The 25235-nt window shown below is 42.8% G+C and carries 35 protein-coding genes and 1 pseudogene; 34 read left to right on the forward strand and 2 right to left on the reverse strand.

What is annotated here, in order from left to right:
* Nucleotide 1: 1 nt before the first annotated feature.
* The 34 genes and pseudogenes from HGH91_RS24340 (at nt 2) to carA (ending at nt 22731) form a co-directional block, all read left to right on the forward strand.
* Nucleotides 2-799: a polysaccharide deacetylase family protein gene (locus HGH91_RS24340; RefSeq protein WP_168741524.1), complete on the forward strand. Its 798-nt coding sequence runs from the start codon at nt 2-4 to the stop codon at nt 797-799.
* A gap of 343 nt (nt 800-1142) precedes the next feature.
* Nucleotides 1143-1757, forward strand: coding sequence for an outer membrane beta-barrel protein (locus HGH91_RS24345; RefSeq protein WP_168741525.1), 615 nt, complete (start codon nt 1143-1145; stop codon nt 1755-1757).
* Between the two features lie 1853 nt (nt 1758-3610).
* Nucleotides 3611-3916: a 30S ribosomal protein S10 gene (rpsJ, locus tag HGH91_RS24350; protein ID WP_012789286.1), complete on the forward strand. Its 306-nt coding sequence runs from the start codon at nt 3611-3613 to the stop codon at nt 3914-3916.
* A 192-nt stretch (nt 3917-4108) separates the two neighbouring features.
* A complete protein-coding gene (gene rplC, locus HGH91_RS24355; RefSeq protein WP_145672675.1) occupies nt 4109-4726 on the forward strand; it encodes a 50S ribosomal protein L3 in 618 nt (205 codons plus the stop codon).
* A 1-nt stretch (nt 4727) separates the two neighbouring features.
* Nucleotides 4728-5366, forward strand: a complete 639-nt coding sequence (rplD, locus tag HGH91_RS24360; protein ID WP_168741526.1) for a 50S ribosomal protein L4 — start codon at nt 4728-4730, stop codon at nt 5364-5366.
* 66 nt (nt 5367-5432) lie between these two features.
* A complete protein-coding gene (gene rplW / locus HGH91_RS24365) occupies nt 5433-5732 on the forward strand; it encodes a 50S ribosomal protein L23 (RefSeq protein ID WP_168741527.1) in 300 nt (99 codons plus the stop codon).
* 86 nt (nt 5733-5818) lie between these two features.
* Complete coding sequence (gene rplB, locus HGH91_RS24370) at nt 5819-6652, forward strand: 50S ribosomal protein L2 (protein ID WP_168741528.1); 834 nt, start codon at nt 5819-5821, stop codon at nt 6650-6652.
* 66 nt (nt 6653-6718) lie between these two features.
* Nucleotides 6719-6985: a 30S ribosomal protein S19 gene (gene rpsS / locus HGH91_RS24375; protein ID WP_145672666.1), complete on the forward strand. Its 267-nt coding sequence runs from the start codon at nt 6719-6721 to the stop codon at nt 6983-6985.
* Nucleotides 6986-7081: 96 nt separating this feature from the next.
* The gene (rplV, locus tag HGH91_RS24380) at nt 7082-7429 is read left to right on the forward strand and encodes a 50S ribosomal protein L22 (protein WP_089760310.1); all 348 of its coding nucleotides are present in this window, start codon (nt 7082-7084) and stop codon (nt 7427-7429) included.
* Between the two features lie 58 nt (nt 7430-7487).
* Entirely contained in the window at nt 7488-8276 is a 789-nt protein-coding gene (gene rpsC / locus HGH91_RS24385) for a 30S ribosomal protein S3 (RefSeq protein WP_168741529.1), read from the forward strand.
* Nucleotides 8277-8331: 55 nt separating this feature from the next.
* The gene (gene rplP, locus HGH91_RS24390; RefSeq protein WP_142685977.1) at nt 8332-8751 is read left to right on the forward strand and encodes a 50S ribosomal protein L16; all 420 of its coding nucleotides are present in this window, start codon (nt 8332-8334) and stop codon (nt 8749-8751) included.
* Nucleotides 8752-8818: 67 nt separating this feature from the next.
* Complete coding sequence (gene rpmC, locus HGH91_RS24395; protein WP_145672661.1) at nt 8819-9019, forward strand: 50S ribosomal protein L29; 201 nt, start codon at nt 8819-8821, stop codon at nt 9017-9019.
* 90 nt (nt 9020-9109) lie between these two features.
* Nucleotides 9110-9370: a 30S ribosomal protein S17 gene (rpsQ, locus tag HGH91_RS24400; protein WP_079470766.1), complete on the forward strand. Its 261-nt coding sequence runs from the start codon at nt 9110-9112 to the stop codon at nt 9368-9370.
* Between the two features lie 75 nt (nt 9371-9445).
* Nucleotides 9446-9814: a 50S ribosomal protein L14 gene (gene rplN, locus HGH91_RS24405; protein WP_079470765.1), complete on the forward strand. Its 369-nt coding sequence runs from the start codon at nt 9446-9448 to the stop codon at nt 9812-9814.
* Nucleotides 9815-9974: 160 nt separating this feature from the next.
* Nucleotides 9975-10313: a 50S ribosomal protein L24 gene (gene rplX, locus HGH91_RS24410; protein WP_145672659.1), complete on the forward strand. Its 339-nt coding sequence runs from the start codon at nt 9975-9977 to the stop codon at nt 10311-10313.
* Entirely contained in the window at nt 10313-10888 is a 576-nt protein-coding gene (gene rplE, locus HGH91_RS24415) for a 50S ribosomal protein L5 (protein ID WP_168741530.1), read from the forward strand. Before rplX ends, rplE begins: the two co-directional genes overlap by 1 nt.
* 20 nt (nt 10889-10908) lie before the next feature.
* Nucleotides 10909-11178, forward strand: a complete 270-nt coding sequence (rpsN, locus tag HGH91_RS24420; RefSeq protein ID WP_145672653.1) for a 30S ribosomal protein S14 — start codon at nt 10909-10911, stop codon at nt 11176-11178.
* A 120-nt stretch (nt 11179-11298) separates the two neighbouring features.
* Nucleotides 11299-11697, forward strand: coding sequence for a 30S ribosomal protein S8 (gene rpsH, locus HGH91_RS24425; protein WP_168741531.1), 399 nt, complete (start codon nt 11299-11301; stop codon nt 11695-11697).
* A 125-nt stretch (nt 11698-11822) separates the two neighbouring features.
* On the forward strand, nt 11823-12377 hold the full coding sequence (gene rplF / locus HGH91_RS24430) for a 50S ribosomal protein L6 (protein WP_168741532.1): 555 nt from the start codon (nt 11823-11825) through the stop codon (nt 12375-12377).
* Between the two features lie 89 nt (nt 12378-12466).
* Nucleotides 12467-12820: a 50S ribosomal protein L18 gene (rplR, locus tag HGH91_RS24435; RefSeq protein ID WP_168741533.1), complete on the forward strand. Its 354-nt coding sequence runs from the start codon at nt 12467-12469 to the stop codon at nt 12818-12820.
* Nucleotides 12821-12871: 51 nt separating this feature from the next.
* Nucleotides 12872-13390, forward strand: coding sequence for a 30S ribosomal protein S5 (rpsE, locus tag HGH91_RS24440; RefSeq protein ID WP_145672631.1), 519 nt, complete (start codon nt 12872-12874; stop codon nt 13388-13390).
* 100 nt (nt 13391-13490) lie between these two features.
* Nucleotides 13491-13676 carry a 50S ribosomal protein L30 gene (gene rpmD / locus HGH91_RS24445; RefSeq protein ID WP_168741534.1) on the forward strand — a complete coding sequence of 62 codons (186 nt, stop codon included), beginning with the start codon at nt 13491-13493 and terminating at the stop codon, nt 13674-13676.
* A 122-nt stretch (nt 13677-13798) separates the two neighbouring features.
* Nucleotides 13799-14245, forward strand: a complete 447-nt coding sequence (gene rplO, locus HGH91_RS24450) for a 50S ribosomal protein L15 (RefSeq protein ID WP_168741535.1) — start codon at nt 13799-13801, stop codon at nt 14243-14245.
* A gap of 78 nt (nt 14246-14323) precedes the next feature.
* Nucleotides 14324-15667, forward strand: coding sequence for a preprotein translocase subunit SecY (gene secY, locus HGH91_RS24455; RefSeq protein ID WP_145672620.1), 1344 nt, complete (start codon nt 14324-14326; stop codon nt 15665-15667).
* A 146-nt stretch (nt 15668-15813) separates the two neighbouring features.
* Nucleotides 15814-16614 (forward strand): type I methionyl aminopeptidase, encoded by an 801-nt coding sequence (map, locus tag HGH91_RS24460; RefSeq protein WP_168741536.1) that lies wholly within the window; start codon nt 15814-15816, stop codon nt 16612-16614.
* Nucleotides 16615-16761: 147 nt separating this feature from the next.
* Nucleotides 16762-16980 carry a translation initiation factor IF-1 gene (gene infA / locus HGH91_RS24465; protein ID WP_012789309.1) on the forward strand — a complete coding sequence of 73 codons (219 nt, stop codon included), beginning with the start codon at nt 16762-16764 and terminating at the stop codon, nt 16978-16980.
* 69 nt (nt 16981-17049) lie between these two features.
* Nucleotides 17050-17166 (forward strand): 50S ribosomal protein L36, encoded by a 117-nt coding sequence (gene rpmJ, locus HGH91_RS24470; protein WP_073083232.1) that lies wholly within the window; start codon nt 17050-17052, stop codon nt 17164-17166.
* 57 nt (nt 17167-17223) lie between these two features.
* Nucleotides 17224-17604, forward strand: coding sequence for a 30S ribosomal protein S13 (gene rpsM / locus HGH91_RS24475; protein ID WP_079470753.1), 381 nt, complete (start codon nt 17224-17226; stop codon nt 17602-17604).
* A gap of 108 nt (nt 17605-17712) precedes the next feature.
* Nucleotides 17713-18114, forward strand: a complete 402-nt coding sequence (rpsK, locus tag HGH91_RS24480; RefSeq protein ID WP_168741537.1) for a 30S ribosomal protein S11 — start codon at nt 17713-17715, stop codon at nt 18112-18114.
* A 155-nt stretch (nt 18115-18269) separates the two neighbouring features.
* A complete protein-coding gene (rpsD, locus tag HGH91_RS24485) occupies nt 18270-18875 on the forward strand; it encodes a 30S ribosomal protein S4 (RefSeq protein WP_079470751.1) in 606 nt (201 codons plus the stop codon).
* 69 nt (nt 18876-18944) lie between these two features.
* Complete coding sequence (locus HGH91_RS24490) at nt 18945-19940, forward strand: DNA-directed RNA polymerase subunit alpha (RefSeq protein ID WP_168741538.1); 996 nt, start codon at nt 18945-18947, stop codon at nt 19938-19940.
* Nucleotides 19941-20054: 114 nt separating this feature from the next.
* Nucleotides 20055-20405: pseudogene (gene rplQ / locus HGH91_RS24495) on the forward strand (50S ribosomal protein L17); the annotation flags it as partial.
* A gap of 250 nt (nt 20406-20655) precedes the next feature.
* Entirely contained in the window at nt 20656-21480 is an 825-nt protein-coding gene (locus HGH91_RS24500) for a hypothetical protein (RefSeq protein ID WP_168741540.1), read from the forward strand.
* A gap of 138 nt (nt 21481-21618) precedes the next feature.
* Nucleotides 21619-22731: a glutamine-hydrolyzing carbamoyl-phosphate synthase small subunit gene (carA, locus tag HGH91_RS24505; protein ID WP_168741541.1), complete on the forward strand. Its 1113-nt coding sequence runs from the start codon at nt 21619-21621 to the stop codon at nt 22729-22731.
* A gap of 748 nt (nt 22732-23479) precedes the next feature.
* On the opposite strand, the gene HGH91_RS24510 is transcribed toward carA, so the two are convergent.
* Together HGH91_RS24510 and HGH91_RS24515 are read right to left on the reverse strand one after the other, a co-directional pair.
* Nucleotides 23480-24679: a pyridoxal phosphate-dependent aminotransferase gene (locus HGH91_RS24510; protein WP_168741542.1), complete on the reverse strand. Its 1200-nt coding sequence runs from the start codon at nt 24677-24679 to the stop codon at nt 23480-23482.
* A gap of 112 nt (nt 24680-24791) precedes the next feature.
* The gene (locus HGH91_RS24515) at nt 24792-25196 is read right to left on the reverse strand and encodes a DUF1573 domain-containing protein (protein WP_145672606.1); all 405 of its coding nucleotides are present in this window, start codon (nt 25194-25196) and stop codon (nt 24792-24794) included.
* Nucleotides 25197-25235 lie beyond the last annotated feature (39 nt).

Genomic DNA, 25235 nt, shown 5'->3' on the forward strand with positions numbered 1-25235 from the left:
GATGACAGATCAACAGAAAAAGATATTGATCAGTGTGGAGGTGGAAGAATTTGATATTCCGGAGGAATTTGGTCAGCAGGTAACCCTACAGGAAAAACTTGAAATTTCCAGGAGCGGCTTGCAGGCAACCTTAGCCTTATTTGATAAATATGAGGTGAGCGCTACTTTTTTCATAACCGCATACTGGGCACAGCATTACCCGGAACTGGTCCGTAAAATAGCTGCCAGGCATGAAATTGCCTCACATGCTTACTATCATAACACTTTTACCGAAGCCGACCTGGAAGGCTCCCGGCTAGCCCTACAGGAAATCAGTGGGCAACCTATACGGGGTTTCCGTATGCCCCTGCGGCGTAAAGTAGATACTTCGGCCCTGAAAAATGCCGGCTACCTCTACGATGCCTCTCTTAATCCGACCTGGCTCCCCGGAAGATTTAATAACTGGCGACAACCTCGGGCCGTTTTCCGGGAAAACGATACCTGGATCATTCCATCGTCAGTATCTCCACATATCAGGTTTCCCCTGTTCTGGCTCAGCGTTAAAAATATTCCCCTCTGGATTACCAAACATTTCAGCAGGAGAACACTCAAGAAAGATAACTATCTCTCTTTTTACTTTCATCCCTGGGAAATGGCCAACATCGATGCATATGCCTTGCCCGCTTATGTTAAAAGGGTTTCCGGAAAGAAGATGGAGAAGAAATTGGATGGATTCCTACGTTTCTTACAAAAACAAGGAACTTTTTGTACCCACGCCGACTTGCTGCAAACGCATATAGTAACAGCATTACAGGCATGACGCTGCATCCGCGCCGAAAATCCCCGCTATTTTACTGCAACAAGATATAGAGACGAAATGTTATAGTAATAATGAATAAGGTAAAGTGATCATGTTGTAGGAAATTTCAACAGGTATCATATCTCTTTTTTGAGATTTTTTTTGAAAATTGAATGTTTACTATATTCATTTTCAGTACTTTTGTCGTAGCAAGAATGCTATCCAGAAGATTATTCCCCATTATCCCCCTGCCTCTTATTGTATTGATAGCTGTCTGTAGATAGCTGTGGTTGCAAACGCAAAACGTTTGCCGGTATGTTTTATTCATTCAACGTGTAAAATTGTTAAAACTAAAAATCAGACTATGAAAAGAATTCGTCTTTTAACCCTTGCGCTTGCAGCTGTATTGTTTGGCTCCGCCGCTAATGCCCAGATTCAGAAAGGAAATATTATGGTAGGTGCTGATCTCACCAACATGAACGTGGTTTTTCAAAAAGAGAGTACCGCCTTCAGTTTTAATCTTTCCCCTAAAGTGGGTTGGTTTATCAAAGATGGTTTGGCTATTGGAGGTTATGTTGACTTTGGTGCAAATACCACCAAAAATAAGACAACAGATACCAGGGCTTCAAATACGAATTATGGCATAGGAGCTTTTGCCCGTTATTTTGTAGAGGATAAGAACGTCCGGAAACTGGAGTTTTCAAAAAGAGTAAGGTTCTTCGCGGAAGCGAATGCCGGGTTTGCCGGGCAGAACCCTGCCAGTGGAGCTTCTACTAATGGTTTTAATGTTGGTATCGGGCCTGGTATTTCTTATTTTATTACGCCCAATGTTGGCCTGGAAGGATTGTTTAAGTATGATCTGACAGTAGGAGGAGGAAATTCTACTACTGCTAATCGCCTCAGCCTTGGCATAGGTTTCCAGATTTACCTGCCATCTGCGAAGGCAAAGGCTATTTACAAAGAGGAAAGAGGTAAATAATATTAATATAAACACAGAAAATGGTTACAGCAGTCCTTACAAGGCTGTTTGTAACCATTTTTTATTAGGCATCCTCATCAGTTGGGCTACTGAATAAAATGAATAAGCCTTGTTGAAAATGAATTAATTGAACGAATGCTTTTAGGTAAGAACCCATTATTTTAGTAACCTGTCTGCAAAGTTGTGGGCAAGGGGATTGCCGAAAACCCTGGAAAGAGTAGGCATTAAACGAATAAACTATCCGGTATGCTGAGCTCAATACTCGCCGCAGTACTCAAATTCGTTGCTATCGTTGCTGGTGCAGCGCTGTAATTCTCATTGTTACGCAATGATTTTTCCAGATGGGATCGCCGAAAACCAATAACAGAGTAGGCATAAATGAAAACGCTCAAGTATGATTCTCAATGCCTTGGACACCTTCCTGAAAGGGTTAATTGCCCTGCTTACATCTACGTTGGGAGGCCTCTGATTTTATTGGTGCTATGCACCGGGATGATGATATGCTGCTCAACTCGCACCAGGATACTGATACAATGGTGTGGCAATACGGACAGACACGCTTTTGTCTTTCAGTTTTCCCGGTTGGATGTCTGGTAGCATTCGTAAAATATCCCGCCTATCTTTTTAACTAAAAAGCTCCGGTAGTCACCGGAGCTTTTTTAGTTAAAGCGTTTTAATGCCAGCCATGCAGATCATGTAGTAGTACAGAGGAATGAACAATGAAACATCAGGATACCGAACTGAATAAAATGAACGAACGGAATTCACGCAATACGTTTTAATTTCGGTATGCACCAAAAGCAGGTGCACATTGGGATTGCCGAAAACCAAAGCAACAGAGTAGGTGTAACCTGTCGTAAAAACTATCTTATGGCTTTACTGAGTCAACTGCTGGCAACTATCCTCGGACTGTTGCAATCTCTGCTGGGAGGTCTGTAAGATTTTCCCCGGTAAGGGATGATTCCACATGAATGTGATGCTATTTCCCTTACGAACATCATCCTGAAAGCTGTTCTGAAAAGAACAGCTTTTTTTATGCGGAATAGAAGCTTTCAAATTCCCTCTGGTGGTGCAATGAACGGGATTGCCAAAAGCGGTTGGAATGAATAAAATGAACGCGTGTTTATTGCATGATTGACTTTAATTTAGCTGCCGTTAACCGAATAACAACTGGGAATGCCGAAAACCAGATAATAGAGTAGGCAATATCTTATAAAAACCTTTTTCCATGGATTTACTGAATCAACTGCTGGCATTAATCTTAGGATTAGTAAAATCATTGTTAGGTGGTATCGGTGGTGGTTTACCACTGTAATCAGTGGGGGCTTGACCACTGTGCTCATTGAGCCACTTTAATTATTAAAAGAGGGTATTCCGGAAAGCGGGATACCCTCTTTTCGTGTTGGGCTGGCAGGATGGTATGTCTAATAAGCCAGGCGCCCGTGAGAGCTTACCTTTGGTAAGCAGTATGGGGCTTTTCGGAAAGCGGGCCAGGCCGTTCCCGAAACCCCGGGACGGTGCTTCCGGGAGCCGTTGCAAACACCTTTTTATCGGTCTGCCGGAAAAAACAAAAAGAAATTTTTCTCTTTTTTGGTTTTGAAATTTGTTTTCCTATATTTGTCAAAACGAGCATGTGAAGTTACCTTAAGGCTTAACACACACACAATGAATGTTTTCTGAAGCCTTATTGCCCAAATGACCACACTCCATCTACCTTCCAACTGCCGCCGGAGCTAGCCTTTCGCCCGGTATATTTCATTTTTTTCTGAGAATTATTTGCCAAATAGAAAAAACGGGTTACCTTTGCCCTCCCAAATTGTATTGGGAAAAAACTAAGAAGAAGTTCATTGCATATGTCTCAGAGAATAAGAATCAAGCTGAAGTCCTACGATCATAACCTGGTAGACAAGTCTGCTGAGAAGATCGTTAAAACCGTGCGTAACACGGGTGCCGTGGTAACAGGTCCAATTCCTTTACCTACCGAGAAGAAAATATTTACAGTATTGCGTTCTCCGCACGTTAACAAGAAAGCGCGCGAGCAGTTCCAACTGTGTACTCACAAACGTTTACTGGATATTTACACGTCTTCTTCCAGAACTGTAGACGCGCTGAGCAAGCTCGATTTACCTTCCGGAGTAGAAGTTGAAATTAAAGCATAGGACAACAGCAAGGCGGGCAAAAGGCCGGCCTTTAATTGATTTATGGTTATACTGTTGATTTTCAACAGTATAACAATTTTAACAAACAAACATAGGTCGCGCCTTCTGGGCGACCACCCAATAAATGTATTTAAACCGCCTATCCTGGGGATAGCTAGAAATCCCCCAGGCGCTGGGTAAAATCATATAAAAATGAAAGGTATTATTGGCAAAAAGATTGGTATGACCAGTATCTTCGAAGCTAATGGTAAACAAACTGCTGTTACCATTATCGAAGCAGGTCCCAACGTTGTAACCCAGGTAAAAACCCTGGAATCAGATGGTTACAATGCAATTCAGGTTTCTTTCGGTGAAAAGAAAGAAAAGCACACCACTAAAGCAGAAAGCAATCACTTCGCGAAAGCAAGCACTTCTCCCAAACGTTACGTTAAAGAACTCCGTAATCCGGACGTACAGAAAGCCCTCGGTGAATCCATCACCTGCGAAATCTTCGCAGAAGGCGAAACAATCGACGTAGTAGGCACTTCCAAAGGTAAAGGTTTCCAGGGTGTTGTAAAACGCCACGGATTCAGCGGTGTGGGTGAAGCTACCCACGGTCAGCACGACAGAAGCAGAGCTCCCGGTTCTGTTGGTGGATCCTCCTATCCTTCCCGCGTATTTAAAGGTATGCGTATGGCCGGCCAGACAGGTAATGAAAGAGTGAAAGTGAAAGGTCTGAAGATCGTGAAAATATTCCCTGAAAAGAATTATATCCTGGTAAGTGGTTCCGTTCCCGGCCACAATGGTTCAATCGTTTTAATCCAGAAGTAACATGCAAGTAGATATTTTAAATATACAAGGAAAGAAAACCGGAAGATCTATTGAGCTTCCTGAGGAGATCTTTGGTGTTGAACCTAACAACCACGTTATCTACCTGGCTGTTAAACAATACCTCGCTGCTCAGCGTCAGGGTACCCACAAGGTAAAAACCAGAGCTGAAGTAAAAGGTGCTTCCCGCAAATTACACAAACAAAAAGGTACCGGTGGCGCCCGTAAAGGTAACATCCGTAACCCACTGTATAAAGGTGGTGGTACCATCTTCGGACCAAAACCTCATGGTTGGGGCTTCAAACTGAACAGAAAAGTGAAAGATCTCGCTAAGATCTCCGCCCTGTCAGTAAAAGCTAAGGAAAACAGCATCATCATCGTTGAAGATCTGCAACTGGAAGCACCAAAAACCAAACAGTTCGTTGGTTTCCTGAAGAACCTGAACATCAACGTTGAAGGCAGAAAGACTATGTTCATCACGCCTGAATACAACGACAATGTTTACCTGTCTTTAAGAAACATCCCAACTGTAGACGGTACCGTTCTGAGTGATATCAACACTTATGACATCATGAACAGCAACTACATCGTGTTTACTGAAAGCGCTGCTAAAATCTTCACGGAAGAGCCGGCAGAAGCGTAAGATGTCAAAAACAATTAACAAAACAAGCTAAGAGCTGAACGCTAATAGCTAAAAGCTAATAAAGAAATGAAACTTTCTGACGTTTTAATCAAACCGGTGGTATCCGAAAAGGTTAACAAAGCAACCGATAAATTCAACCGCTATTACTTCATCGTTGACAAAAAAGCCAACAAACTGGAGATCAAAAAAGCAGTGGAAGAATTTTACGGCGTAACCGTAGCAGATGTAAATACTGCTGTAATGCCAGGTAAAGCTAAATTCCGCTTTACTAAAGCCGGTTTCATCGCAGGTAAAAAACCGTCTTATAAAAAGGCGATTATTACCATTGCAGCTGGTGAAGCTATAGATCTGTATGCTAACATGTAGTGCCTTTCCGGCCTGAACAGCCGGGATGTGGATGTATATACAGATCACGATTTATATTTTAATAACATTTAACTTTTTAGGAAGTAATGGCACTGAAGAAGTTCAAACCAATGACGGCCGGTACCCGCTGGAAAATAGGCAACGCTTATGCTGAGCTGACTACGGATACCCCGGAAAAAAGCCTGCTGGAACCCATTAAGAGAACCGGCGGTAGAAACGCACAGGGTAGAATGTCCATGCGTTACATCGGTGGTGGTCACAAGAAACAATACCGTGTAATTGATTTCAAACGTGATAAGGAAAATATTCCTGCTACCGTAAAAACTATCGAATACGATCCAAACCGTAGCGCATTCATCGCACTGGTGAACTATGCAGATGGTGAAAAACGTTACATCATTGCTCCTCAGGGCTTACAGGTAGGTGGTACCGTTATCAGCGGCACCGATGTAGCTCCTGAAGTAGGTAACGCTTTACCGCTGAAGAACATGCCGCTGGGTACTGTTGTACACAACATCGAGCTGCAACCTGGTAAAGGTGGTGCTATCGCAAGAAGCGCCGGCGCTTATGCTCAGCTGTCCAACAAGGAAGAGAAATATGCGGTACTGAAAATGCCTTCCGGTGAGCTGCGTAAAGTATTGAATACTTGTAAAGCTACTGTAGGTACTGTTTCTAACTCCGATCACGCCCTGCAATCCATCGGTAAGGCTGGTGCGAATCGCTGGAGAGGTATCCGTCCTCGCAACCGTGGTGTGGCGATGAACCCTGTAGATCACCCAATGGGTGGTGGTGAAGGTAAATCTTCCGGAGGCCATCCAAGATCCAGAACTGGTAAATATGCGAAAGGTCTGAAAACCAGAAAACCGCATAAGAGTTCTGATAAGCTGATCATTAGCAGAAAAAACGGTAAAAAATTATAATTTCTGAATCCGGGCTCCGGTAGTAATACCAGATCCCGGGTTTGAAAAATCATAAATCAGTAAGACATGGCTCGTTCCATAAAAAAAGGTCCTTACGTAGACCAGAAATTAGAAACTAAGGTTGAAAAAATGAATACCGGCACCAAACGTACTGTTATCAAGACATGGAGCCGTCGTTCTACTATCACGCCTGATTTCGTTGGTCACACTTTCGCAGTTCACAATGGCAACAAATTCATTCCTGTTTATGTAACAGAATTTATGGTTGGTCATAAACTGGGCGAATTTGCACCTACACGTAACTTCAGAGGACACGTTAACAAGAAAATGTAAATTATAGTCTGAGGTTTGAGGTTTGAAGTATCGGTTTCAAACCAATAGATCAAACAGCAGACATCAGACACCTAATAATAAAAGAAATTAATAACAATGGAAGCAGTAGCTAAGCTGAATAATAATCCTACATCTCCCCGCAAAATGCGTTTGCTGGCAGACTTAATTCGTGGTCTGGATGTAGAAAAGGCTTTGAATATTTTGAAATTCCATCCGAAGCACCCAAGCGTACCTTTAGAAAAACTGCTGGTATCTGCGATCGCTAACTGGAAAGTGAAGAATGAAGGTGCAAGGGTAGAAGATGCTAACCTGATCGTTAAAACTATTTTTGTTGACGGCGGCCGCACACTGAAAAGAATGCGCCCAGCTCCACAAGGAAGAGGTTACAGAATCCGCAAGAGAAGTAACCACGTAACAATTGTAGTGGACAGCAAAGCACAATAATTAGTGCGGAAACGAGATAGAAACAAAACTATTAAACTAATAGACAAATAACCAGAACATGGGTCAGAAAACAAATCCTATTGGTAACAGGTTAGGTATCATCAGAGGATGGGACTCTAATTGGTATGGCAGCAAAAAAGATTTTGCGACCAAACTGATCGAAGATAATAAGATCAGAACTTATCTGAATGCACGTATCAACAAAGGCGGCATTTCAAGAGTTGTGATCGAAAGAACTTTAGGTAAGTTAATCATCACTGTTCATACATCTAAGCCTGGTATCATCATTGGTAAAGGCGGTAACGAAGTTGATCGCATCAAGGAAGAACTGAAAAAGCTGACAGGTAAGGAAGATGTACAGATCAACATCCTGGAGATCCGTCGTCCCGAAATGGATGCTAACATCGTTGCTGAAACAATCGCAAAACAAATTGAAAGCCGTATCAACTACAAACGTGCTATCAAAATGGCGATTGCTACCGCACTGAGAATGGGTGCAGAAGGTATCAAGGTTAAAATCAGCGGCCGTTTAGGTGGTGCTGAAATTGCCCGCTCCGAAGAAATGAAACAAGGTCGTACTCCATTACATACTTTCCGTATGGACATCGATTACGCTTCCCTGTTCGCTTTAACCGTATACGGTAAAATCGGTATCAAAGTATGGATCTGTAAAGGTGAAGTACTGGGTAAACGCGACCTGAACCCGAACGTTTTAACCGGTAAGGAAGGCGATAACCGTGGCACTGGTCATGGTGGTGAAAGAAGAGAACATCACGGCGAACGCAGAGACAACCGTGGTGGTGAAAGAAGAGGCGGTGGAGATAACCGTGGCGGTGGCCGCAGATAATATCTGACGGTAGAACAGACATTAACAATTACTATTAACATTAACAACATAGACGATGTTACAGCCAAAAAGAACGAAACACAGGAAGATGCACAAAGGCCGCATCAAAGGGAACGCTAAAAGAGGCGCTACCCTCTCCTTTGGTACTTTCGGTCTTAAAGCATTAGAACCTAAATGGATCACCGACAGGCAGATCGAAGCTGCCCGCGTTGCGCTGACAAGGCACATGAAACGTGAAGGTAACGTATGGATCCGCATATTCCCTGACAAACCTATCACAGCTAAGCCTTTGGAAGTGAGGATGGGTAAAGGTAAAGGTGCTCCTGACCATTGGGCAGCAGTAGTAAAACCAGGTAGAATTTTATTTGAAGCGGATGGCGTTCCTTTACAGGTAGCTAAAGAAGCAATGGAACTCGCAGCACAAAAACTGCCCATTAAAGTAAAATTTGTAACCAGCCGCGACTACGTAGCTTAATTACAGGTATCAATATCTAAAAATCCGGTAACCTGCCCCGGCAGCTAACCGAATCAAATTCAATACAATGGCAAAAGAAAAGCTGGAACTGAAAGGCCTGAGCGAGCAAGATCTGAAAGAGAAAATCTCTGCAGAAAAACTCCGCTTGAAAAAAATGACCTTTGGTCACGCAATTACGCCAATCGAAAATCCAATGAGCATCCGCGCTGTAAGACGCGATATCGCTCGGATGAGTACCGAACTGCGTAAAAGACAACTGGGCTTCTAAATCTTCAGTCCCGGTAACAACCCGGGGCTGCTGAATAGCATTAGTATAACAAAATAGGACCTCTTTACGGAGGGTTAAATACTTTCAACAATGACGACCGAAAGAAAATTAAGAAAAACCAGGATTGGTGTGGTTGCCAGCAACAAAATGGATAAAACCATTACCGTTAAGGTGGAGCGTAAGGTAAAGCACCCGATCTATGGTAAGTTCGTGAAAAAAACTACCAAGTTCATGGCGCACGACGATAAAAACGAGTGCAGCATCGGCGATACCGTGAAAATCGCGGAAACCCGCCCTCTGAGCAAAAACAAATGCTGGAGACTGGTAGAAGTAATCGCTAAAGTAAAATAATTATTTATTTGTTTCAAGCTGCATCCGGCTACCCCGGTTACAGCCGCTGACTAAACAATATCAAATCTCATTTCGATGATACAACAAGAATCAAGACTGAGTGTAGCCGATAACAGCGGTGCTAAAGAAGTACTTTGCATCCGCGTATTGGGTAATTCTGGTCAGGACTACGCTGGCGTAGGCGATAAGATTGTAGTAACCGTTAAGGACGCAATGCCTGGTGGTGGTGTGAAGAAAGGTATGGTTACTAAAGCCGTAATCGTAAGAACTAAAAACAAATTACGTCGTAAAGACGGTTCTTATATCCGCTTCGACGATAACGCAGTTGTACTGCTCAATAACTCAGACGAACCTCGCGGTACCCGTATTTTCGGTCCGGTTGCCCGTGAGCTGAGAGACAAGGGTTATATGAAAATTATCTCCCTCGCTCCTGAGGTATTATAATATTATTGTCGATGGAGGGATTCTGGAAATTTTAAGAAAATTTCCAGAATCCCAAAATTCATAAATATTTCTTATCTTTGCAGCCCGTTTGCAGAACGAGAAAAAACATTAATCAAGCGAAACAACTGTTTCGCTTGGCGTTTATAAATAAATCAAAGTAATGAAAACTAGATTTAAGCCTAAATTCAACATTAAGAAGGGCGACCTGGTTGCGGTAATTGCCGGTGATGACAAAGACAGAACCAAAGCTCGCAAAGTGCTGGAAGTTCAGCCTGACAAAGCCCGCATTCTTGTAGAAGGCGTTAACATTATTACCAAGCACACTAAGCCTACCGCTCAGAATACCAAAGGTGGTATTGTTAAGCAGGAAGCTCCAATTGCGATCTCTAACGTAATGCTGTGGGATGCCAAAGCAGGTAAACCTACCAAAGTAAGCCGGAAGAGAGAAAACGGTAAATTAATTCGTATCGCTAAAAAATCAGGGGAGGAAATTAAATAATGTCAAACACAAAATATACTCCGAGACTGCAGAAGAAATACCAAGAGGAAGTTAAATCTGCACTGATGAAGAAATTCAACTACAAAAGTGTAATGCAGGTTCCTCGCCTGGTGAAAATTTGCCTGAACCAGGGTATTAATGGTGCAGTAGGTGATAAGAAACTGGTAGACATCGCAGTAGACGAAATGACCCGTATCTCTGGTCAGAAAGCTATCGCTACCCTGTCTAAAAAGGATATCTCCAACTTCAAACTCAGAAAGAATATGCCTATCGGTGCACGTGTAACTTTACGCAGCACTAACATGTATGACTTCCTGGATCGTTTGATCGCTGTATCTCTCCCTCGTGTACGTGACTTCAAAGGCGTTAACGAAAAAGCTTTTGACGGTCGTGGTAACTACACTATGGGTATCACAGAACAAATCATCTTCCCTGAGATCGATATCGATAAAGTAACTAAAATGTCCGGTATGGATATCACTTTCGTTACTACTGCAAACACCAACGAAGAAGCTTACGAGCTCCTGAAGGAAATGGGTATGCCGTTCAAGGGTATGAAAAAAGATAATCAGTAAATCGAAACGATAATATAATTATGGCAAAAGAATCCGTAAAAGCCAGACAAAGGAAAAGAGAAGCTATGGTAGCAAAATTCGCAGAAAAGCGTGCTGCCCTGAAAGCTGCCGGTGACTACGCTGCACTGGATCAACTTCCAAAAAATGCTTCTCCTGTTCGTCTGAAAAACAGATGCCAACTGAGCGGTCGTCCTAAAGGATACATGCGCCACTTTGGTCTCTGCAGGAACATGTTCCGTGACCTGGCACTCGCAGGTAAAATCCCTGGCGTAAGAAAAGCCAGCTGGTAATTGAATGATCTGAGCAACCGGTTCCTACCGGATCCCTCATATCACCGAATGAAAGTTATTTGATTCCCATCTTATTACGATTGGATATCGCATTGTAAACATTATCAAACTATTTCAACAATGGTTACTGATCCAATAGCAGACTTCCTGACACGTATCCGGAACGCGCAAATGGCCACCCACAGGATCGTGGAAATTCCGGCTTCCAAGCTGAAAAAACGTATTACAGAAATTCTGTACGATAAAGGTTATATCCTGAAGTACAAATTCGAAGAGGACAACAAACAAGGCGTTATCAAAATCGCTTTGAAGTATGATCCTATCTCTAAAGAGCCCGCTATCAAGGAATTACAACGCATCAGCCGTCCAGGTCTGCGTCAGTACGCTAAACCAGAAGAGTTTAAGCGCGTGAAGAACGGTTTAGGCGTGGCGATCATCTCTACTTCTAAAGGTGTAATGACCGATAAAGAAGCAAAAGCTCAAAATGTAGGTGGCGAAGTAGTTTGCTTCATCTATTAATATATTGATTGATTGGTTGTTGCTCAACCAGTCAATCACTTAAGTTATCTGACAATTAAGCTCTCTATACGGCGCTGAACACGGATAACGGGTACATCAATATCAAACAACTTTAAATTAAAGTTATGTCTCGTATAGGTAAAAGTCCTATTAAATTGGCCAGCGGTGTTACTGTAACTGTTTCTCCAGCCAATGAAGTAACTGTAAAAGGCCCTAAAGGTGAACTGAAAAAGAGCATCGACCGGGAAATGAAAATAGAGGTGAAGGACGGTATTTTAACCGTTGTTCGTCCAACTGACCAGATCCGTCACAAGGCACTGCATGGTTTATACCGCGCACTGCTGGCTAACATGGTTCAGGGTGTTACGGAAGGGTTTAAAAAACAACTGGAGCTGGTGGGTGTGGGTTATAAAGCCGCCAACAGTGGTCAGTTACTGGACCTGTCTTTAGGTTACTCTCACAATATCATCTTCGAAATTCCCCAGGAACTGAAGGTTGCTACCCTCACTGAAAAAGGTCAGAACCCTAAGATCATGCTGGAAGGTATCGATAATCAATTGCTGGGTCAGGTAGCGGCTAAAATCCGTAGCCTGCGTAAACCAGAGCCTTACAAAGGTAAAGGTGTTCGCTACAGTGACGAAGTGGTACGTAAGAAAGCTGGTAAATCAGCAGGTAAATAAAATTTTTAATTGGCTAATCAGCTGGTTCAGCTGGTTAGCCAGTTTTAACAAAATCCCGGCAGCATCGGGATTATAAAATAAAACTCAAAATGAGCACAAAAGTTAACAGGAGACAGAAAATCCGCTACCGCATCCGTAAGAAAATCTCCGGTACTGCACAAGCACCAAGATTATCTGTATTTCGCAGTAACAGCGATATCTACGTGCAATTGATAGATGATACCAATGGCACTACCCTGGCTTCAGCTTCTTCCCGTGATAAGGACATCAAAGCTCAGCAAGGAACTAAATCCGAGAAATCTGTACTGGTTGGTAAAGCACTGGCTGCTAAAGCAGTTGCACTGGGCTTAACTACCTGCGTATTCGATAGAAGCGGTTATTTATATCATGGCCGCGTGAAAAGCGTAGCTGACGGAGCAAGAGAAGGTGGTCTTCAGTTTTAATCACGAAGTCCGAATCTTATAATTCTGAACAAGTAATTCTTATAAAATAAAATGGCAAAGAATTCATTCAATAAAGTAAAGGCTGGTGATCTGGAGCTGAAAGAAAAAGTAGTGGCGATCAACCGTGTTACTAAAACCACTAAAGGCGGTCGTACTTTTAGTTTCTCCGCACTGGTTGTTGTAGGTAACGAAAACGGCGTGGTAGGTCACGGTCTTGGTAAAGCTAAAGAAGTACAGCAGGCGATCACTAAAGGTATAGACGATGCTAAGAAAAACCTGATCAAGGTTCCTGTTATGCACGGTACTATTCCTCACGATCAGTTTGCTAAGGAAGGTGCTGCCAAAGTACTGATTAAACCAGCTGCCCATGGTACTGGTGTGATCGCTGGAGGTTCTATGCGTGCGGTGCTGGAAAGCGCTGGTGTAACAGACGTTCTGGCTAAATCTTTAGGTTCCGCTAACCCACACAACGTGGTGAAAGCTACTTTCAAAGCACTGGGTTTATTACGCGAGCCAATCGGCATCGCTAAAACCAGAGGCGTTTCCCTGAAGAAAGTTTTCAACGGATAAATAATGTTCCTCGTACAGAGGACCCTATTTTTCCATTGGGAAATTTTGAAAATAATTCATTAACAATTAAATTACTCCGCCTTTAAGCGGATAGGGGTTTATGGCAAAGATTAAGATCACTCAAGTGAAAAGTGGTATAGACCGTCCTGAAAGGCAGAAACTGACCTTGAAGGCACTGGGCCTGACTAAGATGCACACTACTGTAGAAGTAGAAGCAACTCCTCAGATCCTCGGAATGGTCCGTAAAGTTAATCACCTTGTATCGGTAGAAACAGTGAACGCTTAATTAAAGTAACACTGCTGTGGGATTGTCTGCTGATAATCTTACCTTTACATTTGTAACTTTACCATTTTTATTTTAGAATATGCGAGCGGTTAATTTCCGCGCAAGTAAAAACAATTAATTTTATGAATCTGCATTCATTACAGCCTGCACAAGGCGCTGTACATAAAGAAAAACGTCTTGGACGTGGTGAGGCTTCCGGTAAAGGTGGTACCTCTACAAAAGGTAACAAAGGTATCCAGCAACGTGCTGGTTACGCGAGCAAGAAGGGCTTCGAAGGTGGCCAGATGCCAATCCAACGCCGTATGCCAAAACGCGGTTTCAAAAATAATAACCGTGAAGAATACACAATCTTCAACCTGGGTCAGCTGGATCATTTAGTTGAGAAATATGGCCTCGAGGAGTTTAATCTGGAAAACCTGTTCATGAACGGCCTGATTAACAGAACAGCTAAAGTTAAAATTCTCGCTAACGGAGAACTCAAAGCTAAAGTGACTGTTAAAGTAAACGCAATCAGCGAAAAAGCTAAGCAGGCCATCGAAGCAGCAGGTGGATCAGTAGAACTGGTATAAGACTTTACGACTGAGGAGACGCCTACGGAGTAGTGCGTCTTTTCATATTTAATAGCGCTATTAAACCTTTATCTTCCTGTGAAGAAATTTATCGAAACGATTAAGAATATCTGGAGTATTGAGGATTTGCGTAACCGCATCCTGACCACCCTGCTCCTGGTCCTCATCTACAGATTAGGATCCTATATCGCTTTGCCTGGCATTGATGCAAACGCACTGACCAACTTTGAGAAAAATTCTAATCAGGGTATCCTGGGACTGGTGAACATGTTTGCGGGTGGATCATTTTCAAGGGCTTCGATCTTTGCATTGGGTATTATGCCCTACATCTCTGCTTCAATTGCTATCCAGTTACTGACGATAGCAGTTCCTTACTTCCAGAAGCTGCAGAAAGAGGGGGAAAGTGGCCGCAAAAAAATTAACCAGTTTACACGTTATCTCACCGTAATCGTAACAGGCTTCCAGGCCAGCGCTTATGTAGCCTACCTGCGTAATCAATCCGGTGGCGCTATTATCGCTGAATATGGCACCTTCTTCTTCTGGCTCTCTACTACCGTTGTGCTTACCGCAGGTACCCTGTTCGTAATGTGGCTCGGTGAAAAGATCACAGATAAAGGTATTGGTAATGGTACTTCCATCATCATTATGATGGGTATCCTTGCCCGCTTGCCACAGGCCCTGGTCGCTGAATTTTCCAGTAAGGTGGCAGGTGAAGCGGGTGGACCGATCCTGTTCCTCATTGAAATTGCTATCTTCATCCTGATCACCGTAGGTCTGATCCTCCTGGTACAGGGTACAAGAAAAATACCGGTAAACTACGCTAAACGCATTGTAGGTAACAAACAATATGGTGGTGTACGTCAGTTCATCCCACTGAAAGTGAATGCAGCTGGTGTAATGCCTATCATCTTTGCCCAGGCGATTATGTTTATCCCGGCTACCGCGATAGGCTTTGCTACTTCTTCTGAAAGTGCTTCCGGCTTTATCCGCATCTTTAGTGACCACACTAATGGCTGGTATAACCTGATCTACGCCGTATTGGTGATTGTATTTACGTACTTCTATACTGCGTTGATTTTCAACCCTACTCAAATGGCGGATGAAATGAAACGTAACAACGGTTTCATTCCTGGTATCAAGCCTGGTAAAGCTACTGCCGATTATATCGGTGCAGTAATGGACCGTATCACTTTGCCCGGAGCATTTTTCCTGGCACTGGTGGGTATCATGCCTGGTATCGCTGCCGCCTTCAAGGTCAACAGTAACTTTGCTACCTTCTTCGGTGGTACTTCCCTGCTGATCATGGTGGGAGTTATCCTGGACACACTGCAACAGATTGAAAGCCAGCTCCTCATGCGTCACTACGATGGTTTGATGAGCACCGGCCGTATCAAAGGCAGAACTGCCCCGGCTAATGCATAAGTAATTGAACGTTAAATCGTTACAATAACAATAAAATAGCCACAGAAGCTTTTACGCTTTAGTGGCTATATTATTTTAGAAGCCGTTAGCTGTTAGCTTTTAGCATTTACCTAACAGCTGATAGCCAACAGCTAAAAGCTGAAAGTATGATTCATTATAAGACGAAGGAAGAAATAGAGTTGATGCGCAAAAGTGCTTTGCTCCTGAGTGCCGCCCTGGCTGAAGTCGCCCGGAAGCTGAAACCAGGTATGAGCACACTGGAAGTAGATGCGATTGCCGATAAGTTTATTGTTGAAAATGGTGCTACTCCTTCTTTTAAAAATTATAAGGGCTTCCCCAACGCCTGCTGCATTTCAGTGAATGAAGAAGTGGTACATGGGATCCCTAACCAATATGTGCTGAAGGATGGTGATATTGTGACAGTAGACGTAGGCGTGTATATGAATGGTTACCACTCCGACAGCGCTTATACGTTTGCTATTGGTAACGTGGCAGAGAATGTACTCCGACTGATGACTGCTACCAAAGCGGCCCTGTATAAAGGGATTGAAAAAGCGGTGATAGGCAACCGGATCGGAGATATTTCCTACGCTATACAGGAATATACAGAGAAAGAACGCGGTTATGGTGTGGTAAGGGAATTAGTAGGCCACGGCCTGGGTCGTCATTTGCACGAAGATCCCCAGGTACCTAACTACGGCAAACGCGGTAGCGGCCCCGTAATGAAGGAAGGCCTGGTGATTGCCATTGAGCCCATGATTAATCTCCGCTCCAAGGACGTAGAATACCTGGAAGACGGCTGGACAGTTGCTACCCGTGATGGCAGCCCATCCGTTCACTTCGAGCACACGGTAGCGGTAGGAAAAGGGAAAGCAGATGTATTATCTACCTATGTGGATATAGAAAGAGAAGAGAAAAATAACCCGGAATTGAATTCAAATTACTAATTCGTCATTTGGATTTTTCTAATACAAATGGGTTTTATTGATAAATGAGGTAGGTTTTGACGGAAAAATCGGCAATAATAATAATAATCGAGGTAAATTTTTCTATTTCAAAAGATAAATGCTATCTTTGCAGTCCTAAAAATTTTTATGGCAAAACAGGCACTCATTAAACAGGATGGAATTATATTAGAAGCCTTGTCGAACGCTATGTTCCGTGTAAAGTTGGAAAATGGGCATGAGATCCTGGCCACCATTTCTGGAAAAATGAGAATGCACTATATACGCATTCTACCAGGAGATAAGGTTGGCGTAGAGATGAGCCCATACGATTTGTCAAGAGGCCGTATAATTTTCAGATACAAATAAGACGGGAAGGGTAGAGGCGACTGGATTTTTAATTAAATAAATATCATAACCTTTTATAAAGTAATAATCATGAAGGTAAGAGCTGCAATCAAAAAAAGAAGTGCGGATTGTAAAATAGTTCGTAGAAAAGGTGTTTTGTTGGTGATCAACAAAAAGAATCCTCGTTTTAAACAACGCCAGGGTTAATCGGTTCCCCAACGGAATTTGATTTTTTAATCAGAATCATAAAATCAAAATAGAAATATGGCACGTATAGCCGGTATAGATCTTCCTAAAAATAAAAGAGGAGAAATTGGCCTCACCTATATCTTTGGTATAGGCCGTTCTACCGCCCAATATATCCTGAACAAGGCGGAAATTGATGTAAATAAAAAGGTGCGGGAGTGGAATGATGATGAACAAGCTGCCATCCGTAACATTATCAACGGAGAGTTCAAGGTAGAGGGTCAGCTGCGTTCTGAAGTACAAATGAATATCAAGCGTTTGCTGGATATCGCTTGCTACCGCGGTCTGCGTCACAGGAAAGGCTTACCGGTAAGAGGTCAGCGTACACGTACCAACAGCCGTACCCGTAAAGGTAAACGTAAGACAGTGGCTGGTAAGAAAAAAGCAACTAAGAAGTAATAAATAAAATCCCAGGTTGAAATCCCAATTCCGAATCAGAGGGGTTTCAATGGCTGTGAGTCGTGTAAATTTGGGATCTGGAATTTCATATTTGGAATTTAAATCATTATGGCAAAAGCAAATAATACAAAAACTGCTGCTAGTAAGAAAAGAGTAGTAAAAGTTGATAACTACGGAGATGTTCATATCTCTGCCAGCTTTAACAACATCATCGTGAGCATTACCAACAAGCACGGTCAGGTTATTTCCTGGTCTTCTGCAGGTAAAATGGGCTTCAGAGGTTCTAAAAAGAACACTCCATATGCAGCTCAGCTGGCTGCACAGGATGCTGCTAAAGTAGCTATGGACTCAGGTCTGAAAAGAGCAGATGTTTTTGTTAAAGGACCAGGAGCTGGCCGTGAAAGCGCTATCCGTGCGATCGCCAACTCAGGTATCGAAGTGAACATGATTAAAGACGTTACGCCTTTACCTCACAACGGTTGCCGTCCTCCCAAGAAAAGAAGAGTATAGGAATATATATTCACTGCATCCAGATACCAGGTTTCTTTCGAAATTTGGTATCTGGACTTTGTAGTTTAATATTTGACAATGGGTGCATGATCAGGTTTTCAGATTTTTTGAAGAGCATGCATCATTAACTAAAAAATCTAAAGTATATTTAAATCATGGCAAGGTACACAGGACCAAAGACCAAAATTTCCAGAATTTTTGGTGAACCCATTCTCGGTAATGGTAAGTATTTAAGCAAAAACAGCAACCCTCCGGGTCAGCATGGTGCTAACCGTAAACGCAAACAATTAGGCGAATACGCACTGCAGCTGAGAGAAAAACAAAAAGCTAAGTATACCTATGGTTTGCTGGAACGCCAGTTCCGTAACCTGTTCGACGAAGCTACCCGTAGAAAAGGTGTTGCCGGTGAGGTATTGATCAAACTGCTGGAAGCCCGTCTGGATAACACTGTTTTCCGTCTGGGTATCGCTCCTAGCCGTCCTGCTGCCCGTCAGCTGGTTTCTCACAAACACGTTACTGTTAACGGTATCGTAGTAAACACTCCTTCATTCCAACTGAAACCAGGAGATGTTATCAGCCTGAAAAATAAAACAGCAAACAATTCTGCACTGACCAGCGTTATTCGTGGAAAAAATCCAAAATTCAGCTGGCTGGATTGGAATGAAAAAGAAATGAAAGGTGTATTCATTGCTTATCCTGAGAGAGAGAGCGTTCCTGAAAATATCAAGGAACAACTGATCGTAGAATTGTACTCTAAGTAATAAATAATTAGTCCATGACTCCCAGGTCATGGACTAACCTCATATTTAACAAATAAATCAATCATATCAATGGCAATTTTAAATTTCCAGAAACCTGATAAGATCGTATTGCAGAAGTCTACCGACTTTGAAGCTCAATTCGAGTTCCGTCCATTAGAACCAGGTTATGCTGTGACTGTCGGTAATGCGTTACGTCGCGTACTGTTGTCTTCTTTGGAGGGCTATGCCATTGTGGGTATTAAAATTGAAGGAGCAGATCACGAGTTCGCTACGCTGAAAGGTGTTACGGAAGACGTTACTGAGATTATCCTGAACCTGAAACAGGTTCGCTTCAAGAAAATCTCTGAGAGTGATGTAACGAACGAAAAGATCACGCTGTCGATCAAGGGTAAAACAGAATTCCGTGCGGATATGATTGAAAAAGCCACCAGTGCTTTCCAGATCATGAATCCTGAGCTGTTAATCTGCACCCTGGATCCTTCTGCCAAGCTGGATATTGAACTGACTATCGGTAAAGGCCGTGGTTATGTTCCGGCAGAGGAAAACAAACCCAAAGATGCAGTATTTGGCTACATCGCGATCGACTCTATCTTTACGCCCATCAAAAACGTAAAGTACAGCATAGAAAATACCCGTGTGGAACAAAAAACCGACTATGAGAAACTCGTTATGGAGGTGATCACCGACGGTACTATCCACCCAGAAGAAGCAGTGAAACAGGCGTCCCGCATCCTCATTCAGCACCTGATGATCATTACTGATGAAAACATCAGCTTTGATACCAAGGATACTGAAAAAGAAGATGTAGTAGACGAACAAACACTGCAACTGCGTAAGATACTGAAAACACCACTGGAAGATCTCGATCTGAGCGTACGTGCATTCAACTGTCTGAAAGCAGCTAAGATCAACTCCCTCAGCGAACTGGTTCAATACGAACAGGAAGAACTGATGAAGTTCAGAAACTTCGGTCAGAAATCCCTTAGCGAAATTGAACAGGTATTAGGCGAAAGAGGTCTGCACTTCGGTATGGATCTGTCTAAACTGAAGCTCGAAGAAGAATAGTAAATTTTTGTGTTAAGCCAAAGCTTTGCAATCTGCAGATGCTTTGGCTTAACCGCTTTATATCAACAATACCTTGCAATTCCTGACACGGTGTAAGGTCTAAAACAAAATGTCATGCGTCACGGAGTTAAATTAAACAAATTAAGCAGAACTGCTTCTCACCGTAAAGCCCTGATGTCTAATCTGGCTTGCGAACTGATCAGCCACAAACGTATCACTACTACACTGGCAAAGGCGAAAGCCCTGCGTGTGTATGTTGAACCACTGCTGACAAGAGGCAAAACCGATTCTACCCACAACCGTAGAATTGTGTTCAGCTACCTGCAGGATAAAGAAGCTATCAAGGAACTGTTCAGTACGATCAGTGAAAAAATAGCTACCCGTCCTGGTGGTTACACCCGTATCATTAAATTAGGCAAACGTGTGGGCGATAACGCAGAAGTTGCACTGATTGAACTGGTAGATTTCAACGAAATCTATGGTAAAACAGAAGAAAAAGCTGCTGCTAAGAAAACCCGTCGCGCTGGAGGTGCTAAGAAGAAAGCTGCAGAAGATGCAACTGAAACTAAAGCTGCTGATACTGCAACAGAAGAAAAATCTGCTGAGTAATCTTATATCAACGATACGAGAAAAAGGACAAAGCCTGGCTTTGTCCTTTTTTATGCGCTTATAAATGTATATATTTCGTAATATTACAGTAGATAATGATAGTCCTATGAAATACCTGCGTTGCGATAGCTGTGGACACACCAACCCGCTTAAATCTGAATACCTGACCTTTTGTGACGCCTGTGGCAAAAAGTTGCCGAACATCTATGCAGATTGGCGAAAACATCATCCTATGGCTTCCTTCCCTGAATATGTCCGGGAAGTGGGCATCTCTCTTCAAAAGGAAAAAACAAATATTTTCACCTGGGCCCGACGGCAATGGGAGCCTGCTAACCGGGGAAAGGTATTTTTGTTTATGGGCATTTTCGTGGCATTACTGGCAGTAACCGGCACGTTATTCGGGAAAAGAGCGGTATTTACGTTTATTTATCCCAAGGTGCCCTCCAGTAGCTTGTATAACAGCTGGCAAACAGCTACTATTGGCCGGCAGGCCCTGGAAATCAGTACCCCGGTAAAGTTATGGGTACACGACCAGCCACTGGAAGGAGAGGAGGCAAAAATGATCGAATATGCCAAAAGTTACCGGAATGAAGAAGGCGGAGGCATTCGTATCGCAGTGAATATGTACAGCTATCTCAGTAAAGTGACCAATACCCTGGAAGAAGCCATTGCCGACTCCCATAATAGCATGCAGTTAAAGGAAAACGCCTCCGATGTTCAGTGTAAGTCTGTGCCAGTGCTGATTTCCGGCACACAAGGCATCCTGGAAGAGGGGAATTATATGTATAAAGGAGGTATCCGGCTGGCATTTTGCAACCTGGTAATGATTAAAGGTAGTAACCGCTGGCAAATACAGATCAGCTATCGCGACGACGATGAAATCGGGCGCCAGGTGGCACAAAGAGTATTAAAATCTGTAAAAATTAAGTAACATATCAATTTCCGGGAAAAAAAATCTGTAATTAACTGTTGCATTTCATACCTTTGCACGGTTTTTTATCCGAACCTTCAGGGCTTTTTGTACCCTTGAAGGTTTTTTTTAAAATATAAAACAAGACAGATACCAGAAATGCCTCAGACAAGAACCATCCAACCTGCCATACTGCTGTTAGACGACGGTACGGTTTTTCAGGGAAAAGCTTTTGGAAAAATTGGCACTGCAGCCGGTGAATTAGCTTTCAATACCGGTATGACGGGTTACCAGGAAGTGTTTACGGACCCTTCTTATAAAGGACAGGTACTTATAATGAACAACTGTTACATCGGAAACTATGGTACCAAGAAAGACGATGTAGAGAGCGGCAGTGTAAAGATCAATGGTTTGATCGCCAAGAATATCGCATACAACTATTCCAGGAAAATGGCAGACGCTTCCCTGGAAACGTTCCTGACCGATAATAACCTGGTGGCTATTTACGACGTAGATACCCGTGCCCTCGTATCACACATTCGCAGCAAAGGCGCCATGAACTGCATCATCTCTTCGGCTATCCTTGATGTAGAGCAACTGAAAGCAGAACTGGCAAAAGTACCTTCTATGGAAGGATTGGCGCTGTGCAAAGAGGTAACTACTACCGAGGTGTACAATGTTGGAGATCCTAATGCCGACATCCGCATTGCGGTACTGGACAACGGTGTGAAAAGAAATATGCTGAAATGCCTGTCTGATAAGGGCGCTTACCTGCAGGTATTCCCTACAGACACTGCGTTTGAAGCTTGCGAAGAATTTAAACCACATGCCTATTTCATCTCTAACGGCCCTGGAGATCCGGCTCCGCTGACCTACGCAGTGGATACGGTGAAAAAGATCCTGGCAGCGGAAAGGCCTATGTTTGGTATTTGCCTGGGGCATCAGTTGTTGGCCCTGGCTAATGGCATCCCTACTTATAAAATGCACCATGGCCACCGCGGATTGAATCACCCGGTTAAAAACCTGAAAACAGGCCTTTGTGAAATCACTACCCAGAACCATGGTTTCGCAGTAGATCCTAAAGCAGTAGCAGCGAGCGAAAATGTGGAAGTAACCCACATTAACCTCAATGATAATTCTGTGGAAGGTATCCGTATCAAAAATAAGCCAGCGTTCAGTGTACAATATCACCCGGAATCAACTCCTGGTCCATTTGATAGCCGTTACCTGTTCGATGATTTCTTTGAAATGATCAAAGCCCATAAAGCATAAGTCATTTTTCAGACTATCTGAAGCATTCATATTACTACCGAGCGAAGAACAATGCCTGACCGCATTTGTCTTCGCTCTTTTTTTAGGTTATTTCTCGAAAAAACGAAACGGTCCCGAAGAATCGGGACCGTTGCATTTTAAAATTCCACGTTATGAAAACAAACGAAATTACTACAACACGAGGTGTAGGTTTTCTCGCCCGTTTTATTACATAACAATATTATAGAAAAAAGGTCAACGAAAAGGGGAATATTTTTGGAATAATGGTGTAAAATGGAAGTTTTTGAAGTTTTTACGGAGATAATGGGAATATTGGGCAAAAAAATACGGCTCTGTGATCAGAGCCGTTTGCCTTTATAAATTCCACGTTATGAAAAACTGATACAAAAATACGATATTTTGCTAAAACGTTTTAGTTATTCTTTGAGTTTTACAGAAGATTGATAAATCTTTCTTGTAATGACTAGTCAAAGGTCGGACCAAATAAACGTTATAAGAAATAAAGCAGGTTAAATTTTTCTTAAACAAGTTTAGATTTTGCCCGATATCGTATATGTAAATATTTTTATAATTCGATATTTTTTGTCGTTGTTGTTATTTACATATCAAATGTACGAAACAAAACATCAAAATTCCAAGCATCTGGTGTTAAATAATTGCATTTTGTTTTAAAAAACACACATTAATTTATTCATAATGTGTTTTTAGTCTCTTTTATGAATGCTTATGCCTGGTTTTATAATAAAAATTATTTGGTAGTTCTGCCGGGATATATTTCCAATGCTTTTTCCAGGCAGACCATTGCGTGACGAATGTCTGTGGTATTAAGCACATAGGCTAACCGCACTTCATTTTTACCTAATCCGGGGGTAGCATAAAAGCCGGTAGCTGGCGCCATCATTACGGTCTGCCCTTCATAAGAGAAAGATTCCAGCATCCATTGGCAGAATTTATCAGTATCGTCGATAGGAAGACGGGCAATAGCATAAAAAGCACCTCCAGGATTAGGACAGAACACACCCGGAATGTCGTTGAGCATTTTTACCAATATATCCCGGCGGCTCATGTATTCTGCTTTGATACCATCAAAATAGTCGGCTGGCAGATCTACTGCAGCTTCACCTGCAATCTGTGCAAAGGAAGGAGGACTCAGACGGGCCTGGGCAAATTTCATGGCTGCATCCAATACCGTTTGATTTTTGGTAACAAAGGCACCTATACGTCCGCCGCAGGCACTGTATCTTTTGGAAATCGTATCCATCAGGATGACATTGTCTTCCATTCCTTCCAGGTTCATCGCGGAGAAGTGCGTACCGGTATAGCAAAATTCGCGGTAGGCTTCATCAGAAAAGAGGAACAGGTTATGTTTCAAACACAACTGCTTCAGTACTTCCATCTCTTCTTTGCTATAAAGATACCCGGTAGGGTTATTAGGATTACAGATGAGAATAGCTTTGGTACGCGGTGTAATAGCTTTCTCAAAGTCTGACATAGCAGGCAACGCAAAGCCGGTTTCAATACTGGCGGTGATCGTTTTAATCTTCACTTCCGCTTCCACTGCAAAACCATTGTAGTTGGCATAAAAAGGTTCGGGCACAATGATTTCATCTCCCGGATCGAGGCAGGCCATGAATGCAAATACAATGGCTTCAGAGCCGCCGGTCGTAACAATGATCTGGTTGTGGTGGAGAGAGATATTGAATCTTTCATAGTAGCTCACCAGTTTACGGCGATAGCTTTCATTACCCGCGCTGTGGCTGTATTCCAGGATTTTGAAATCGGAATGACGTACAGCATCCAGTATTGGTTTGGGTGTTTCAATGTCCGGCTGACCGATGTTCAGGTGGTATACTTTAACCCCTCTTTTCTTGGCTGCTTCAGCAAATGGGACAAGTTTTCTGATGGGAGAAGGTGGCATTTGCTCTCCTCTCTGACTAATGGTAGGCATAAAATTGTTTTGATCTTTTGCGGTACAAATATAGGGGTATAGGGGATACTATAGGCAACAAAAAAACCTTACAGCATTGGGCTGTAAGGTTTTAATATCTTATGGGAGACGATTATTTGTTGGCAGCGCTTACTGTACCGGTCAGGTGCAGTTCTTTATCCTGGTCAACACCTCTGAATTTCACCCAGATGGTTTTGTTCTGTTGGCCTAAGCTGTTAGCGCTGTAAGTAGCAGTAACTTTACCTTTTTTACCAGGCAGAATAGGTTCCTGTGTCCATTTGGGAGTGGTGCAACCGCAGCTTGCGCGGGCAGCTTCGATCAATACAGGTTCTTTGGAAATGTTGGTGAATTCGAAATCAGCGGTCACTGGTTTGTTGAAGTCAGTTTTACCAAAATCGACAGTTTCTTTGGCAAACTTTACTTTGGTGTCAGTCGGATTTTGAGCTGGTGCAGATTGAGCCCACAGTGCTGTTGTCAGCAGCATGCTCGCAAACAGGGATAAGATAAATTTTTTCATTTTCATATGATGGTTTTAATGCGACCGTTAAAAAATATT

Origin of the sequence: Chitinophaga eiseniae, from assembly GCF_012641265.1 — a bacterium.
GTDB classification, from domain to species: Bacteria; Bacteroidota; Bacteroidia; order Chitinophagales; family Chitinophagaceae; genus Chitinophaga; species Chitinophaga eiseniae_A.